This is a genomic window from Fictibacillus marinisediminis, assembly GCF_023149135.1.
GTDB classification, from domain to species: Bacteria; Bacillota; Bacilli; order Bacillales; family Fictibacillaceae; genus Fictibacillus_C; species Fictibacillus_C marinisediminis.
The window spans coordinates 1,131,205-1,147,501 of sequence record NZ_JAIWJX010000002.1 but is presented as its reverse complement, the minus strand read 5'-3'; the positions used below and the strand labels follow the sequence as shown (position 1 = coordinate 1,147,501).

The 16,297-nt window shown below is 42.6% G+C and carries 16 protein-coding genes and 1 pseudogene; 6 read left to right on the top strand and 11 right to left on the bottom strand.

Features of this window, described 5'->3' with window-relative positions:
- Window positions 1–109: 109 nt before the first annotated feature.
- Window positions 110–517 carry a hypothetical protein gene (locus tag LCY76_RS06340; protein WP_053355235.1) on the bottom strand — a complete coding sequence of 136 codons (408 nt, stop codon included), beginning with the start codon at window positions 515–517 and terminating at the stop codon, window positions 110–112.
- A 239-nt stretch (window positions 518–756) separates the two neighbouring features.
- On the opposite strand from LCY76_RS06340, the gene LCY76_RS06335 reads away from it, so the two are divergent.
- A complete protein-coding gene (locus LCY76_RS06335) occupies window positions 757–1,836 on the top strand; it encodes an NADH:flavin oxidoreductase/NADH oxidase (RefSeq protein WP_248251923.1) in 1,080 nt (359 codons plus the stop codon).
- Between the two features lie 334 nt (window positions 1,837–2,170).
- Here LCY76_RS06335 and LCY76_RS06330 read toward each other — a convergent pair whose 3' ends face one another.
- Window positions 2,171–2,602, bottom strand: a complete 432-nt coding sequence (locus LCY76_RS06330) for a GNAT family N-acetyltransferase (protein WP_248251922.1) — start codon at window positions 2,600–2,602, stop codon at window positions 2,171–2,173.
- A 171-nt stretch (window positions 2,603–2,773) separates the two neighbouring features.
- Here LCY76_RS06330 and LCY76_RS06325 point away from each other — a divergent pair, with 171 nt between their 5' ends.
- Window positions 2,774–3,202, top strand: coding sequence for a cell wall hydrolase (locus LCY76_RS06325; RefSeq protein WP_248251921.1), 429 nt, complete (start codon window positions 2,774–2,776; stop codon window positions 3,200–3,202).
- A 158-nt stretch (window positions 3,203–3,360) separates the two neighbouring features.
- Window positions 3,361–3,663 carry a YolD-like family protein gene (locus tag LCY76_RS06320; protein ID WP_248251920.1) on the top strand — a complete coding sequence of 101 codons (303 nt, stop codon included), beginning with the start codon at window positions 3,361–3,363 and terminating at the stop codon, window positions 3,661–3,663.
- Window positions 3,664–3,700: 37 nt separating this feature from the next.
- On the opposite strand, the gene LCY76_RS06315 is transcribed toward LCY76_RS06320, so the two are convergent.
- Window positions 3,701–4,522: an STAS domain-containing protein gene (locus tag LCY76_RS06315; RefSeq protein ID WP_248251919.1), complete on the bottom strand. Its 822-nt coding sequence runs from the start codon at window positions 4,520–4,522 to the stop codon at window positions 3,701–3,703.
- Window positions 4,523–4,741: 219 nt separating this feature from the next.
- On the opposite strand from LCY76_RS06315, the gene LCY76_RS06310 reads away from it, so the two are divergent.
- On the top strand, window positions 4,742–5,284 hold the full coding sequence (locus tag LCY76_RS06310; protein ID WP_419714927.1) for a GNAT family N-acetyltransferase: 543 nt from the start codon (window positions 4,742–4,744) through the stop codon (window positions 5,282–5,284).
- 344 nt (window positions 5,285–5,628) lie between these two features.
- On the opposite strand, the gene LCY76_RS06305 is transcribed toward LCY76_RS06310, so the two are convergent.
- From LCY76_RS06305 to LCY76_RS06295, 3 genes are read right to left on the bottom strand one after another with little or no spacing between them, the layout of a single operon-like run.
- Window positions 5,629–6,696, bottom strand: coding sequence for a sensor histidine kinase (locus LCY76_RS06305; protein ID WP_248251917.1), 1,068 nt, complete (start codon window positions 6,694–6,696; stop codon window positions 5,629–5,631).
- Window positions 6,693–7,367: a response regulator transcription factor gene (locus tag LCY76_RS06300; RefSeq protein WP_248251916.1), complete on the bottom strand. Its 675-nt coding sequence runs from the start codon at window positions 7,365–7,367 to the stop codon at window positions 6,693–6,695. The genes LCY76_RS06305 and LCY76_RS06300 overlap by 4 nt, the downstream gene beginning before the upstream one ends.
- A complete protein-coding gene (locus LCY76_RS06295; RefSeq protein WP_248251915.1) occupies window positions 7,342–9,123 on the bottom strand; it encodes an ABC transporter ATP-binding protein in 1,782 nt (593 codons plus the stop codon). Before LCY76_RS06295 ends, LCY76_RS06300 begins: the two co-directional genes overlap by 26 nt.
- 460 nt (window positions 9,124–9,583) lie before the next feature.
- Here LCY76_RS06295 and ppc point away from each other — a divergent pair, with 460 nt between their 5' ends.
- On the top strand, window positions 9,584–12,346 hold the full coding sequence (gene ppc / locus LCY76_RS06290; RefSeq protein WP_248251914.1) for a phosphoenolpyruvate carboxylase: 2,763 nt from the start codon (window positions 9,584–9,586) through the stop codon (window positions 12,344–12,346).
- A gap of 260 nt (window positions 12,347–12,606) precedes the next feature.
- Here the strand turns inward: ppc and LCY76_RS06285 are convergent, their stop codons facing one another.
- From LCY76_RS06285 to LCY76_RS06265, 5 genes and pseudogenes are all read right to left on the bottom strand, one after another.
- Window positions 12,607–13,431, bottom strand: a complete 825-nt coding sequence (locus LCY76_RS06285; protein WP_248251913.1) for a prohibitin family protein — start codon at window positions 13,429–13,431, stop codon at window positions 12,607–12,609.
- On the bottom strand, window positions 13,403–13,564 hold the full coding sequence (locus LCY76_RS06280) for a hypothetical protein (protein WP_248251912.1): 162 nt from the start codon (window positions 13,562–13,564) through the stop codon (window positions 13,403–13,405). Before LCY76_RS06280 ends, LCY76_RS06285 begins: the two co-directional genes overlap by 29 nt.
- Window positions 13,565–13,698: 134 nt before the next feature.
- Window positions 13,699–14,310: pseudogene (locus LCY76_RS06275) on the bottom strand (ATP-binding cassette domain-containing protein).
- Between the two features lie 363 nt (window positions 14,311–14,673).
- Entirely contained in the window at window positions 14,674–15,111 is a 438-nt protein-coding gene (locus LCY76_RS06270) for a YndM family protein (RefSeq protein WP_248251911.1), read from the bottom strand.
- A gap of 168 nt (window positions 15,112–15,279) precedes the next feature.
- A complete protein-coding gene (locus LCY76_RS06265) occupies window positions 15,280–15,798 on the bottom strand; it encodes a DUF3231 family protein (protein ID WP_248254608.1) in 519 nt (172 codons plus the stop codon).
- A gap of 209 nt (window positions 15,799–16,007) precedes the next feature.
- On the opposite strand from LCY76_RS06265, the gene LCY76_RS24015 reads away from it, so the two are divergent.
- Window positions 16,008–16,277 (top strand): WGxxGxxG family protein, encoded by a 270-nt coding sequence (locus LCY76_RS24015; protein ID WP_419714926.1) that lies wholly within the window; start codon window positions 16,008–16,010, stop codon window positions 16,275–16,277.
- Window positions 16,278–16,297: the final 20 nt, after the last annotated feature.

Sequence of the window (16,297 nt, the reverse complement as noted above, 5' to 3'; positions counted from 1 at the left end):
CGCCCGAAAAGCAGAAGGGTAAAGCTTGCTTACACCCTTCTGCTTTTCAAAAGGCGATGCAATCACACCTCACTAATTAATCAACAACATTGACTAGCAGAGCTTTTTATTAAAATAAAATCTGGTCAAACGCTTCTTTTAGGTAACTGTTCAGCAAAGGAATCGTAAACTCCTTGTCATACCGTTCGGAAGCCACCCGGCCGCCGTCCCATCCGAGTGTATCAAGTTCCCCCACTTCTCCCTCATCCTTTAGCTGTACCAGGATTGTGCCGTTCGGAGTCCGTTCAAAACTGAGCACTGTCTGTTTAATCATAATTTGTGCAAATACACCTGGCACTGCTTCATTTATTCGAATATTGATCTCATCTGTTTTCTCTTCCACAATTCTTAATTTGAACTTCATATCACTAAAGAAAACATTGATGGAATGCTGAGTTTTATCAATATGAACTCTTGCTTTATGATCCAAAATGTACATTTCCTTAACCTTTTGGATAAGTTTTTCAGAGTATGACATAATCCACCTGCCTTTATCTTTCTAAGGCATTACATTCGATAAAAAAGGAAGTTTTTCCTTCTCCATTTTTGTCTCTTTTTCAGTTGGCGCGTCATTTTTTGTCCATGTTATACATTCCTCTTCTAAGGGGTAAAATACAAGCTGTGAATTATTACAAGCACATTGTTTTATCATATTATTTTGATTGTGTTACTATGGTTTTGTTTTTAACTTTTAAAATTACAGGAGGGAACTTGTCCATGCCACATCTTTTTTCTCCACTTACCATCAAGGATATAACACTTCGAAACAGAATTGGGGTTTCTCCCATGTGCCAATACAGTGCTGAGGATGGAATGCCGAATGACTGGCATTTTGTTCACTTAGGTTCACGCGCTGTTGGCGGAGCGGGTCTGGTTATAGTAGAAGCTACAGCGGTAGAAGCCCGAGGCAGAATTTCGCCAGAAGATCTTGGCATCTATACAGATCAGCACATTGAACCATTTAAACGTATCACCCGTTTCATAAAAGAACATGGAGCTGTACCTGGCATCCAGCTGGCACATGCCGGAAGAAAAGCCTCTACCTACAGTCCTTGGAAACAAAAAGAAGCATCTGCTGCTGGAGTGCCGAATGAGCAAGGCGGCTGGAATGTGGTCGGTCCAAGCGCGATCCCTTTTAGTGAAGGATACAAAGAACCTAAAGAATTAAGTATAGAAGAAATTAAAGAGATTCAGGAAAACTTCAGGCTTGCAACCATCAGAGCACGGGAAGCTGGTTTCGAATGGATGGAATTCCATGGAGCTCATGGCTATTTGGCTCACAGCTTCTATTCTCCCGTCTCAAACAAACGGACTGATGAATACGGCGGCAGCTTCGAAAACCGTATTCGCTTTTTCATCGAGACTGTTCGTGTGATGAGAAAAGAATGGCCGGAAAACCTTCCTTTCACTGTCCGCATTTCCTCTTCAGATTGGGTAGATGACGGCTGGACGCTTGAGGACTCCATCGAGCTGGCCAAGCTGCTGAAAGATGAAGGAGTAGACCTGATTGATTGCAGTTCCGGCGGTAATCTGCCGAAAGCGCCGATTCCTGTCGGCGCCGGCTATCAGAATCTTTTTGCTGAAAAAATCCGCGAACAAGCCGGAATTCCGACTGCAGCTGTAGGTTTGATCACACAAGGCATGCAGGCCGATGAAATTATCCGCAACGAAAAAGCGGATCTTGTACTGCTTGCACGCGAGCTCCTTCGTGATCCATATTGGCCATTGCGTGCCGCCGAAACGGTTCATCAAAAAGAAGCACTTGATATCCCTGTACAATACGAGCGGGGCTGGTAAAAAAGAAAAGCGCAAGCGACCAGAGACGAATAGAGCATTTGTTTTCGTCCTTCCAGTTCTTTTTCAGTCTAGGTCGCTGGAGCTAGACATTGCTTCTATGGCCCATCCAAAAAAACCGGCAAGGACGTGATGTCCTTGCCGGTTTTTTTATTTGGTTCTATAAAAAGCCCAGAAGAGCGATCAGCAAGCTTCCTCCGAAAACAATTAATAACAGGATGACGAACCATTTGACCCACGGCTGTGACTTTTAAGGAAAGTCATCAATCGAGTGTTTCTGCTGGTAACCCATGAACCGTTATTTCTTCTGGTTCAATCTCTTTAGATTCATCATTCATCACTTATACACCATGATCGTTTGCAGCGGCTCAAAACCCATTTTTTCGTAAATGCCTTTCGCAAAATTGGCGTCAAATACATTTAGCCTAACTTCTTCATACCCTTTTTCCTTTAACTCACTGATTCCTGCCTCGACTAGTTTTTTAGAGAGTCCTCTTCCCCTATAATCCGGCAGTATGTAGACGTCGTAAATAAAACCGATCTCTTTTTCAGTAAAATAATCCGTATTATGGCCGATCATGATCCAGCCGCCTACTTTATCCCGATCTTTGTATACGAGGTGATACGCCCCCTTTTCCATGATAGCGGTAAGCATATGCTCTGCCTTTTCCTGCGTTAGAACCCCAGTCCCTTGCAATCCTTCATTTGCAGAAAGAGCAGCATTGGATAGTATGTACGCTGTTTCCTCACGGTTCGCTTGTTCAATCATGTTTTAAACCTCCTGCATCTATTTTTATTGATTCTTCAAACAGGACGTATATCTTTCTCATTAATGGATTTTATTTCCATTTACCAATACATAGGATTAAATTATGGTTTTCGGTTATGGCCCAAACTTATTTTTTATATAGTTTAAGGAAGGATTCTTGGAGGTGATACCGTGGCCGTCGTGCAAGCCAGCAGTTCAGATATTACGTTGTTAGCCCGATTGCTTCGAGCGGAAGGAGAAGGAGAAGGCGTCCGGGGAATGCAGCTGATTGGAAATGTTGGTATTAACAGGATCCGTGCCAATTGTTCCGATTTTAGAGGGCTGAGGACGATTCCCCAGATGATTTACCAGCCCCATGCGTTTGAGGCCGTAACACACGGATATTTTTATCAAGCAGCAAGATCGAGTGAAAAACGGCTGGCAAAACGCGCCATTAATGGAGAAAGATACTGGCCGGCAAAATATAGCTTATGGTACTTCAGACCGCAGGGAAATTGTCCGTCTACCTGGTATGGCCAGCCGTTTGTTGCCAGATATAAACTCCATTGCTTCTATCAGCCCACTCCTGATGAGTGCGACAATGTTTACAATACATTTTAAATCTTTTTGCAGGCTGTGGATCACTCAAACAGCCTGCTTCTTCTAGTTTAACAAATATTTCTCGTTTGATAAGAACGCTTGTTCGTGCATTATAGGTATAAAGGAGTGTGGCCGATTTTATACGTGACCGTGGTAACCTAAAATGGAAGACAAGCTTGATGCTGCCGGAAACTGTAAGCCAACTAAAGGACTATTTTCTGAAGGAATATTATGAAGTGGAAGAGCCGTTTCCTGATGAACAGCAGCTTGAAGAGATGAACGAATTGATTTTAGAGGCTATGGAGATTGCGGTTCCCTTAAATTTCTCTGTGTTTCAAAACGGGAACCTCTCAGAAATAAAAGGAATAGTTCATTACATGGACGAAACAGCCCGTAAGCTGAGAATCATAATAGATGATGATGGTGAACTGCATAATCTTTCGTTAAGTAAGATCAAGAAAATATCGAAAGCCGATCAGTAAAGGAAAAAATGGTGCCAGGCACGGTTGCCTGACACTTTTAATTAAACGTCATGTTTTCAATGGCCTGTTTCACATTTCCATAGACTTTGATGGAAGTAAAATCAATGCCGGCATTTACAATTCTGCTGGCCAATTCAGGACGTATCCCTGTTACTGCAATATCAATTCCGAGGAGAGCCAAAACACTGTGTACAGTAAAGATGTGCCTTGCCACTTCAGTATCAATGGTAACAATTCCTGAAAAATCAAGTATCAGATATTTGACGCCCAAGGGAGCAATCTTTGGAACCACACGATTTAGCAAGTGGTCGGATCGATTCGAGTCTATCGTTCCGATTAAAGGAAGAATCGCAATTCCGTCTTGGATGGGTACAATAGGTGTGGATAATTCCCTGATTTCTTTTTGTGCTTCTTGTATAACACTGTCTTTATAGCGTTCAAAAGCAAACACCGTTTCATTTATGCTTAGATCCAGCATCTGATTCACTCGTTTAATGACCATGACTACTTCTCGAGTGTTTAATCCGAATTCCATGCCAATTCGCATTACAAAATCCGAAAAAACCATACGAGTATCAGGATAACGTATAATAATTTGAGAGATATTGAGCTGGCTTCTTGCAGTTGCTTCTCCGTTAGCCTTACTCCATGACAATAGAGCATCAGGGACAGAGCCTTCCTGACAATCTAGAGATTGTGCTAAAAAAACAAAAAACTCATCGTACATTAATTTAGCTTGCTTGATCTCCTCTTCTGGAACATCAAAATGAAAACTGCCGATGATCTCATCAACAATGTCTGAAGAGAGTGTTCCAGAGTTCTCCAATAGATAGTTAGCCATAGGGATGATTGAGTTCATGAACGTACACTCCTATTTTTTTTATATCATTCAGCATGCTAAAATTGAAATTGAGTTTGATAGATAAGCAAAGTAAATATTTAACCCTGTAAACTATAAAACCTATTATAGCGTATTTTGTCGCAATTGTAAGATTTTCTTAGAATTGGAATGGAAACGTTCACTCTCTGCCCGTTTTTGTCTTCAATGTGATACCATATGAATTAAAAAGGTGAGATTATGAGGATGGAAGATGAACACTTCTTTTTGAAGCCTCTTGACACTTCACATTCAGAAGCAATGCTTCAGTTGGAGCTTGATAACCGTGAATTTTTTCAAAAATTTACACCGTTTCGAGATCATGAGTTCTATACTTTGGAAGGACAGCGAGAACGGCTGAATGTGATCAAGAGCATGCAAGAACTGGATCATCAGTACAGTTTCGGCATCCATTTAAAAGAATCCGGAAAACTAATTGGTGATATTTCATTGTTCAAAATTGAACGTGAACCTGCTCAAACCGGAATGCTTGGATACTGTCTTGATCAGCATTACAATGGAAAAGGGTATATGACGCAGACCGTCAAACTGATGATATCGTATGCATTCGAAGTCCAGAAGCTTCACCGCATCGAAGCGGGTGTCATGCCGCACAACAAAGGTTCCATCCGGGTATTAGAAAAAGCAGGATTTCATAAAGAAGGTATTGCTGTAAAATCTGTAAAAATAAACGGCAGCTGGGAAGATCATCAGATGCTTGCCATCATTAACAACGCTGAATAAAGCACTTAAAAAGACCGCTCTATGAATGAGCGGTCTTTCGCTTTTCTTTTAGATAAGAAAGCATATCATTCTGCTTGCATAGAAGTAATGTCTAGCTCTAGCGCCCAGGGCTGAAAACGAATTTCAGTTTTCAGCTTAAGTCCTCGGAGGACGAATTGTAAATCACAATTCGTCTTTGGTCGCTTCGCTCTTACCCCTCACCACAAAAAGCGTGTTGTTGGATAAGAGCTCCAGCGCTTGTCGGACTTTAGCAGGGCGCTTTCGCTTTTCTTATAAAAGGTCTTCCTTCTCTAAAAACACCACACCTGTTCGGTTTTGAGAGCCATCTTTGCATCTTATATTTACTATTCTACAGGAGCAGGAAGATAGACAGTGAAAATCGTTCCTTTTTGCAGTTCGCTCTCGATCTCTATCCGTCCTTCATGCATCTCTACAATCTTTTTTACGATGGACAATCCTAATCCACTTCCTTCAGATGCCCTGTTTCTGGATTTATCCGATTTGAAGAATCGTTCAAAGATATGAATTTGATCATTTTCTGAAATTCCGATCCCGTTATCCTGAACAGAAACCGAAATTTCACCCTCTCTTCTTTCCAGTAGGAGCCGAATCATCCCGCCTCTTGGTGTAAATTTAATACTGTTGTATAGGAGGTTAAGCCACACTTGATTCAGGAGATCCTGATCCCCTTCCACGTTCACCTTCTCTAAAGAATGCTGAAATTCTATACCTTTATCAATCAAAGAAGGTTCACACGATAGAATGGCATGCTTTAGCTGAACATCCAGTTCATAGTCCATCTTCTCTACAGGGTGGCGGTCAGATTCGAGCGAAGTTAACTTTAATAGATTATCACTTAGCTTAGAGAGCCGTTTGCTTTCCTTTTCAATAATGTACAAGTAATGCTTCCGATCTTCCGGCTCCAATTCGTCGTTTTGCAGAACCTTGGCAAAGCCCCGGATTGATGTTAATGGCGACTGGATCTCATGAGAAACGTTCGAAATAAATTCCTGGCGCATCGTCTCCAGGCTCTGCAGTTCCTTTGCCATTGCGTTAATATTATCGGCAAGATCAGTGATAACATGGCCTTTCCTCATTTCAGTTCGAATACTGACACTGAAATCTCCTTGAGCAATTTGTTTAACCGCATCGTTCATCAAATTAAAAATGTTCATCCCGCTGCGCCGCTGCTTTCTGCCAATCAGATGGGCGATTACGCCAAAGAAAAGAAGTCCGAGAACAGAACCTGTTAAATAGACAAGCAGAGATGAGGGGTGATAACCAATCCCTTTATAGAGGAAGGGCGTTAGATAAAAGAAACCTGACCAGCACAGAAACAAAAGACAGAGAATCCCGAAAAAGCCCAGAGTATGGAGCAGCATGTTTAATGCCTTATTCTCATGCCTATTCATGTTCCGCTCTCCAATCGGTATCCAAGTCCCCATACCGTACTGATTTTAATCCCCGCTTTCTCCTCTGTAAAACGTGCGCGCAGCCGTTTAATATGAACGTCCACCGTCCTGTCATCCCCTTCATAATCCGGTCCCCATACTTGCTGAATCAGCTGTTCCCTCGAAAAGGTTTTCCCGGGATAGCTCGCAAGCAGGAACAATAGCTCGAATTCTTTTAAAGGAAGAGAATACACTTGCTTTCCGGCTGTCACGTTGTGCGTGTTTTTATCGATGGACAGCTTCCCTGCCTTTACTGTGTTAGATGCTGAAATGTTATAGCGTTTTAACAAAGCCTTTACCCGGACAACAAGCTCTGCCGGATCAAACGGCTTCACAACATAATCATCCGTTCCAAGCTGAAACCCTTTTACTTTTTCCTTCGTTTCTCCTTTTGCTGTAAGCATGAGCAAAGGAAAATCATAATAAGCCCTCACTTCCTCTGCTAATTCCCATCCATCCAATTTTGGCATCATGATGTCTAAGATCATCAGATCAACGGAGGCGGTCTCCAGTATGCTCAGTGCTTCCTCCCCATCCTCAGCGTAGCGCATTTCAAATCCTTCATTCTTTAAAATGGCTCCGACCAATTGCCGAATATGGCTGTCATCATCCACAACTAAGATCCTGGCCATACACCTCATCCTTTGCTTCTTTATCTTGTTTATGAAGCTGCTGAAGAGCGAACTCCCTATAGAGATCATGAGATTGAAACAGCTCCTGATGTGTTCCTGTTCCTGTAATTTCTCCTTTTTCCAAAAAGATAATCTGTTCCGAATCCACTACCGTTGATAACCGGTGGGCGATGACGATCGTAGTTCTTCCAGCCATCAGATTGTTTAATGCTTGCTGAACGACAATCTCTGACTTGCTGTCAAGGCTGGAGGTGGCTTCATCAAGCATCAGAATCTGCGGATCACGCAGCAAAGCACGTGCAATACCGATTCGCTGGCGCTGTCCTCCTGAAAGCTTAATTCCACGCTCTCCTACCTCGGTATCAAAGCCGTCGGGCAGATCGTTAATAAATTGATCAGCATATGCCATCATTGCCACTTTTTGAAGTTCGTCTTCACTCACCTTCCGATCCAGCCCGTAGCAGATGTTATCTCTTATTGTTCCCGCAATGAGCGGGCTCTCCTGGGAAACATAGCCGATTTTGCTTCTCCATGATGCTAGCGTGAATTGATCAATCGGTGCTTCTCCTAATTTAATTTCACCGCCATTAGGTTTATAATATCGCTCAAACAATGAAAATAAAGTGGTTTTACCGCTGCCGCTCGGCCCAACGATCGCCGTCACTTTTCCCGGTTCTACAGAAAAACTGACTCCTTTCAGAATCTCCTCATCTTTATATGCAAAACGGAGGTCCTCCACATGCAGGGTTTGATCGACTTGCAGCAATACTCGGCCAGATGCATAGTCCTCTTCTTCATGGTCGAGCAGCGTGATGATTCGTTCTGTCGCTCCTTTTGCTTTTTGAAGCTCTGTAAAAAACATCGCGAATTGAGTCATCGGCAGAATGATCTGAAACAAGTACAGAAGATAAGCAACCAGTGATCCGGCACTTAACGCTCCACTTGAAACCCTCATACCCCCATATCCTATGATGACGACAAGCAGAAGCATAAGAATAAGCGAAATGACCGGTCCGAGCATCGCCTGGTACTTACCTTCTTTAATCCCAAATCGAAGGAGGTTCTGAATACCTTCCTTGCCGTTGTAATACTCCGTTTCCTCTGCATTTGAAGATTTTACAAGACGGACTTCCATAAGGACTTTACTAAGAATGGCAGTAAATCTGGCATTCTCATCTTGTGTGGCCTTTGAGATTCTATGCATTTGCTTTCCGATTGGAATAATGACCAGCATGGCTACCGGTACGATAACCAGTGTGATAAGTGTCAGCTTCCAATCTAAGATTAAAAGAAAAATCACGGAACCGACTACCGAGATGATGCCGTTAATAAAATTCGTAAAATGCTCGGACGCCAGATTTTTAATCACAGCCGTGTCGTTCGTCATTCGGCTGATCGTTTCCCCTGTCTGGTGATTATCATAAAAAGGAATCGGCAGGGAAATCAGTTTCTTCCATAACCGGTCGCGGATACCCGCTACAATTCCATTTCCAACCATATTCAAGAGGTAGACGGATATCCCCCCTGCCGCCGCCCGTGCGAGCAATACAGCAGCCAGCAGTGCAATCTGCGCAGCGTTTAATGTGGATAATGAAAATTTATCTACAAAGTTTTTCGTGAAAAGCGGAACACATAGACCGACAAGTGTCGTAATGACACTCATGAGGATGGCCATACTCAGTTTCAGTTTTGGCGGGTTGGTCTTTTTTATTAAATCAATAAACTGCTTCGAGCTTACGTTATTCTCTTTTTTCAAAGTTCATCACCTTCATTGGTAAAATTTGTTTCCCTTCCATGCCTTTACTATACCTGAAAGAAATGAACAAAGTATGAACGACAGACGGAGCTGTTTAATATTTTTGTTGATTGTCTAAAATGTCCCATATTTACTCCCATCACAGGACAAGCTGATATAGTTAAGGCATCCCAACAACCCCTTTTCATATTTAGACGTAATAATCCGGCTAACGGAGTTTTTTGACAATTTTTTTGTCAAAAGCCCTGGCCGGGTCTTTTTTTGTTCTCGTTTCATGTATCCGCTTACACGCAGAACTGTTATAGTTTCTCACGATAAGATAATTGTACAGATTTCCTTCCTGCTCGTTTTCATTTGTGAAAATCAAGATGTTTTATGATACAATGCCTATAAATCAAAATATTCTAATAATAAAACAGCACAAAAATAAAAGAATGACAGCTAAGAAACGGAAGGTGAGATGATGACAAAAATCTTAGAATCAGCAAAATCAGATCACAGCAGTTCACCCCTCCGCCGGGATGTTAAATCTCTCGGCCAGCTGCTGGGGAATGTCCTTGTTCAGCAAGGCGGACAGGCACTGCTTGATAAAGTTGAAAAAATTAGAGAAATGACAAAATCTCTTAGAAATAATGACGAATTAACCTATCAGGAGCTGAAAAATGAGATTGCCAGCTTAAAACACCCCGAGCGGCAGCAAGTCATACGGGCGTTTGCCGTCTATTTCCATCTTGTAAATATCGCTGAACAAAACCACCGCATACGGCGCAGACGGGAATACCAGTTCAAGGATGGGCACCAGCCTGGGTCACTGGAGTACACAGTCACCCAGTTTAAAGAAAACGGCATCGACGCTGACATCATAAAAAACGTCATTGAAAAACTGTCGATGGAGCTGATTATTACTGCCCATCCGACAGAAGCGACACGACGGAGTGTGCTGGAGATCCATAAACGGATCGCTCTTTTGCTTCACCAGCTCGACCAGACCGTTCTCACACCCCGTGAGCGGGAAGAGCTCAATGAAAAACTGTTTAACGAGATCACCATCCTGTGGCAGACCGATGAATTGCGTGACAGAAAACCGACCGTGATGGACGAAGTTGCGAACGGGCTTTACTATTTCGATGAAACATTGTTTGAGGTCCTTCCTCAGATTCATCATGAGCTTGAAGAGACGCTGCAGGAGCATTATTCAGCTGAAGACTGGCATGTGCCGAACATTCTGCGATTCGGTTCGTGGATTGGCGGTGACCGTGACGGTAATCCGAACGTCACTCCAGCGTTAACGTGGGAAACCTTAAAGAAACATCGTAAACTGGTGCTGCGAAAATATCATACATCGCTGACGAATTTAATGAAACAGATGAGCCAATCTTCTAAACAGGTCGCCATATCCAAAGAATTAACTGACTCCATTCATGAGGAGTTATCCATACTAAAAGATGGAGAACAGTGGAAGATCGAGCATGAGGCCTATCGGTGCAAAATGGCCATCATGCTGAAAAAGTTAGAACGGGTCGGAAAACCGAAAGAAGGGTATCAAAGTTCTGAGGAGTTCTTGGAAGACTTGCAGCTTATTAAACGCAGTCTTCTTGGACATTCTCCGGATGGATTCAGGCTTAAAAGCCTTGACCAGCTCATTCGGCAGGTAGAATTATTCGGTTTTCATCTGGCCACACTCGATATCCGCAATCACAGCGGAGATCATGAAGCGGCAATCACTGAGATCTTCCATTCTGTAAATCTGGCTGCTGACTATTCTCGTCTGGATGAAGAAGAAAAAGTAGAGCTGTTAGGGAAAGTATTACAGGATCCCAGGCCTTTGCTTCTTCCTTTCGCTGAAGATTATTCTAAAGAAACAAGTCAGATGATTGATGTCTTCCGGATGATTAATAAAGCCCATGAGGAATTTGGAGATCGCTCCATCGAAGTGTATTTGGTCAGTATGACGGAATCGGTAAGTGATCTGCTGGAAGTTCTTGTACTCGCAAAAGAAGCGGGAGTTTATCGTCTTCATGCTGACGGGCGAGTTGAATGCAAACTGAATGTCGCTCCTCTGCTGGAAACGATTGATGATCTTGTTTCCGGACCTGCCATTATGAAAAAGCTGTTTTCAATGGACTTTTACCAGCAACAGCTGAAACAGCATGGAAACGTGCAGGAAATCATGCTTGGTTACTCCGATGGAAGCAAGGATGGCGGTACCCTGACGGCCAACTGGAAGCTATACAAGGCTCAGCAGGAAATCCATGAGGTGGCTGATCAATACAATGTCCGTTTAAAATTCTTCCATGGCCGCGGGGGTTCATTAGGACGCGGGGGCGGCCCGCTGTATCGAAGCATCCTCTCTCAGCCAGCCGAAACATTGGGAGACGGATTTAAGATTACTGAACAAGGTGAAGTGCTGTCCTCAAGATATTCCTTATATGACATTGCCTACAGGAGCCTTGAACAAGCAACTTCCACAATGCTTTCTTCAGCCGCTAATGCTTCAACAGATGCACAGCAAAACGACAGCCGGACAAAAGCATGGGAAGATGTTATGGAAGGCATCTCTTCCGCATCACTTAGGAAATACCAAGAGCTTGTCTTCAATGATCCTGATTTCCTGACGTACTTTAAACAAGCGACTCCTCTTCCTGAATTGGGATCTCTCAATATCGGATCCCGTCCTATGAGCCGTAAAGGAAGCGAACGTTTTGAAGACCTGCGTGCCATACCTTGGGTGTTCGCATGGACCCAAAGCCGTCAGCTCCTTCCAGCCTGGTATGCGGCAGGAACAGGACTGCAGCGTTATATGGAAAACAATGAACAACTCAACCTTCTCCAGCAAATGTACAATGATTGGCCGTTCTTCCGTTCGACCATAGATAATTTGCAAATGGCCTTGATGAAAGCTGACTTAACCGCTGCACGAGAATATACGGCGATGGTGAATGACCAGGAGATGGCTAAACGTATATTTTCCGAAATTGAAAATGAGTACCACCGCACAACTGAATCCATCCTGCTTATCACACAGCAGGATCATTTGATGGATCAGCTGCCAAACATCAAAGAATCCATCAGACTAAGAAACCCATATGTAGATCCACTCAGCTTCCTGCAGGTAGAATTGATTTCTAAGCTGCGTGAAGACGAGCAACTGGATGAAGACCTGTTAAGAGAAGCGCTGCTCACCATTAATGGAATTGCAGCCGGGCTCCGAAACACAGGATGATCCTCAGACACCGCCACTAGTTGACGGTGTCTTTTTTCGTTCTTATGTAATCGTTATATGAAATTTTATGGATACTATGAAAAAAAACACGTAAGTTCAAGCAGATATTCATTTTGCTTTTTTCTATCTTTATGATCCTCCCGCCATTTTTTCGGCTGTTAAATCGATATGAAGGAGCGAAAACAGCCATTCGATAGCGAATGGCTGTTTAGAAAAAAGTGTTTATCGGCATGTGTGAAAAGTCGGGTCATTGCCTGCTTTTATTTTTCGTTGATCGGCATTTGAATCAATTGATTGGAACCAGTGGCTTTCGGCATCTTGCCGTCCCATTTCTCAATCCACTTGTTCTGAATCACTTCTTTAGAGATTGATTTTTTTATGATGTCATTGTAATCAGCAATCCCCTTGGCTTCGATCTGTTTCTTCGCTGCTTCTGCTTTTGCGATCTTCAGCTCAATCTGCTTGCGTTCAAGCTCCTGTGCCGCTTCGACCCTCTTGTCGATAGCAGCTTGCGTTGATTTATCAGGCTTAGGCACGCCAAGCGTCAGGTTGTTGACATTAAAGCCGAGCTTTCGGACATCATCTGCAAAGATTTTTTGAACGTTTCCTGCTGCTTCTGATGATTTTTCACCATATGTATCGATAACGGAATATTTAGCGATCGCTTTACGCCCTGCATCCCATAATCTTGTTCTTAGATAAGAGCCTTCAATCTCTTCGATCTCAACCGGTCCGAATTTGTTAAAAACATTCACGACTTTATCCGGCTGTATGCTGTAGTTATAGGCAAAATCAATCGTCACACTCTTACCGTCCGAAGTAGCAACTTGTATGTTGCTATAATTTACGGTCTGCATCCTGACCGGATAAATCGTCACTTTGTCAAAAAGACCAACCAGGTGCCAGCCTTGGCCGAGCGTATCCTCCTGAACTCCCCCATTCGGGCTGTATACGACACCGACATAGCCATTCGGAATCTTTTCAATGAATAATGATGTGAGCCCGACTGCCAGCAGCAATGCCACTCCAACTATGACTCCCCCTAAAATTCTGCGGTTATTCCCCTTTTTGCTTTTCTTCTCCATCTTGTTCCTCCTGCAGCTTTTCTTTGAATTTTGTAGCCTTATCTCCCACTTTTTTAAATGAAGGAGACAGGATTAGCCATACACCAAAACAAAGCACTAGCACAATCAGAATTGAGCCAATCAGTACTTTCATACGTCTCCCTCCCCTTTACTATTATTGCGGATAATCCTAAATATGTCTTTTATGGAACCTTTATACTATAGCATAGCGGCTATCCCTGCCAAAAAAAAGAACAGCGATATATTCAGCTGTTCTTTTCTGATTGATTAACGTTTTTGATGCCAATCATCAATATTCCAAACCTGTGAGTCTTTATAAAAGTCAGGTTCATGTGAGACGAGCAGCACGGTTCCCTCATATTTTTCAAGAGCTTCTTTAAATGCTTGTTTTGACAGGGTATCCAAATGGTTGGTCGGTTCATCCAAGACAAGGAAGTTGCTCTTCGCAGCCATTAGCTCACATTGCCTCGCTTTGGCTTGTTGTCCTCCGCTTAAAGAAAGAAGAGGCTGTCGGATCAGTTCATTACTCCATCCAGACATAGCCAGTATTTGGCGTATTTCTTTTTGTGTCCATTAAAGCTCCTTCATACGCGTAAGCGGACTATGGAACGAAAAGGCAGCTTCCTCCTGTGCAAAGTATGCTGGCTTAACATGAGCCCCCATCTTAACTGAACCATTTAATGGGTTAATCATTCCCAATATGGTTTTTAGCTGAACATTGGGAAGCCAATGAACCGCTCCTGAGTCAGGCAGCAATTCCTGCGACAATATCCGCAGCAAGGTTGATTTGCCGGCTCCGTTTCTCCCGGCCAATCCGGCGTGTTCACCAGGCAGCAGCCGGAAGCTGATACCTTTAAAATTTATTTGATCTCCATACATATGGGTCACATGGTTACAGATAAAATACTCATTTCATTCTCTCCTTTTGCTTTGATTCGCTTCAAAGCTAACTGAGAGAACAGCATGATAAAAAAACCTATTTATTTTTTGGGCAATAAAAAATGGGTAAGGTGAATACACCTTACCCATTGAATAATTAATAACATAAGAAGGGATTGGCGATTTTACTTACTGTTCTTCGATTAGCTTAATTTCTAAAAAAGGGCAGACTTCTCCCGTATAAGCTAAATCTCTAATAAGAACAGTTGATAAAAAAAACATCCTTTCCACCTCAATCTGGAATTTTTCGTTACGCTAATAGTTTACGCAAATACTCACTTATTTGTCAATTTTATACAAGTATTACTTCTTGCGGGTTGGATCGTCATCTTCAGCAAATTCTGTGACAAATCGCAATTTAGGTGTGGCCCCATGATGCCTGATCTCTCTTTTTCTTTCCGGCAGATGTTTGAGCAGATAACGATGAACATAAACCTCCGCAGCTGTGATGATTATAGCAGAGATAGCGCTCCCCCAAGCGATCTGCAGGTAGCCGTGAAGAAGTATCGCTCCAAAAATCCAAACGATCATGTACGTTAAAATGAATTCTGCCATCAGTGTATTGGTGCTTCCAATCCGAGGCAGGAGAATTCGGTCAGCCAGGATATAAGATACAGCCGTTACGGTAACACCAAAAGAAATGATATCTGTCAGCGTTGCATCGAAAAACAAGTCCAGTCCGATTGAAAAAGCAATCAAGCTTACAATAAATTTTATTAATATGACTTTTGCTTGTTCCAAAGTTAAAACCTCCTTTTTCTGCTACTAGTTTGCAACAAAAAATGGCCGTTCATTCTTGTTATGAGAATACTTCGGTGTTGGTTCAATTATTTTTATTTCTTAAATAATTATAATAATAAAGAGATGCGAGTCGATTATAAAATCAGACTGGCATCCCTTTTTTAATCGTTAGGCGTGAACAGCCTCAGGTATCTCCATGTGAAGGGGAGGAGGAACCAACCATCCTTTTTCTTTCATCATCCTCAAGAGTCGTACACCAAACTGTGCCTTATTCATGTGGAACTGCCCAAACATGGCTCCGATATCTTCCCTGATAGACTGCCCCATAATCTGACTGCAAGCGACTAAACCTGCTGCTCCATCTTTTGCAACTGAAGCTGCAATTTCTGGATCGCTAAAGCGGGCTCCTGCAGGAATGCTTTCTAAAGAAGCTGTTGGACGTTCAGGAGGTGCTGGCGGTAAACCAATTCCATTGGCTTTTAGAACCTTTTCGACCTGTTCGATTTCTTGTTTCATGGCTTGAACAGAGTCTTCCAGGAATTTTTTCAAGTCTCCGTCTCCAGTATGATTGATTAGCGTTTCATATCCTGCGACATATCCCTTATTTCCGGCAAGGTAACTCCACATACCGAAGATTTCCCCATAATGCATTGGTTCATTCTGTGGATTTCCGCTTAAGATTCCCATAATCGTCCTCCCCATTTGTAATAAATTCGATTTATTCAATGTGGACCACCTCTCTCTTGATTTCAGGCCACAATATATAGAATTGTCTAGACGACTAAAAGATATCCGTGAAATGTTTTACTACAAAAGGTAAAAATTTGTCCTTGCTTTAAGGGATAAAGCTTTACTTTTAGGAAACATTATAGATGTTTGGAAAGGAGGGATAACTGATGAATAAAATAACTGCTTTAATATGTGCCATTGCTATTTCCATTTTTACATTTTCCATGCCAGCATTTGCTGAACGCGGGACGGACATGATGGATCGCGGAGACAGAATCACAAATAATAATTACAACGATCGCACTCCAGCTACTCGAAATGTCTCTACTGTTAACGATAACAACGATAATGATACAAACTGGGAATGGATTGGGCTACTTGGATTAGTAGGCCTGTTAGGACTAAGACGCAGAGATCGAGAAGAGGCACACAAATAAGTAAAGTCGGCTACAAGAAT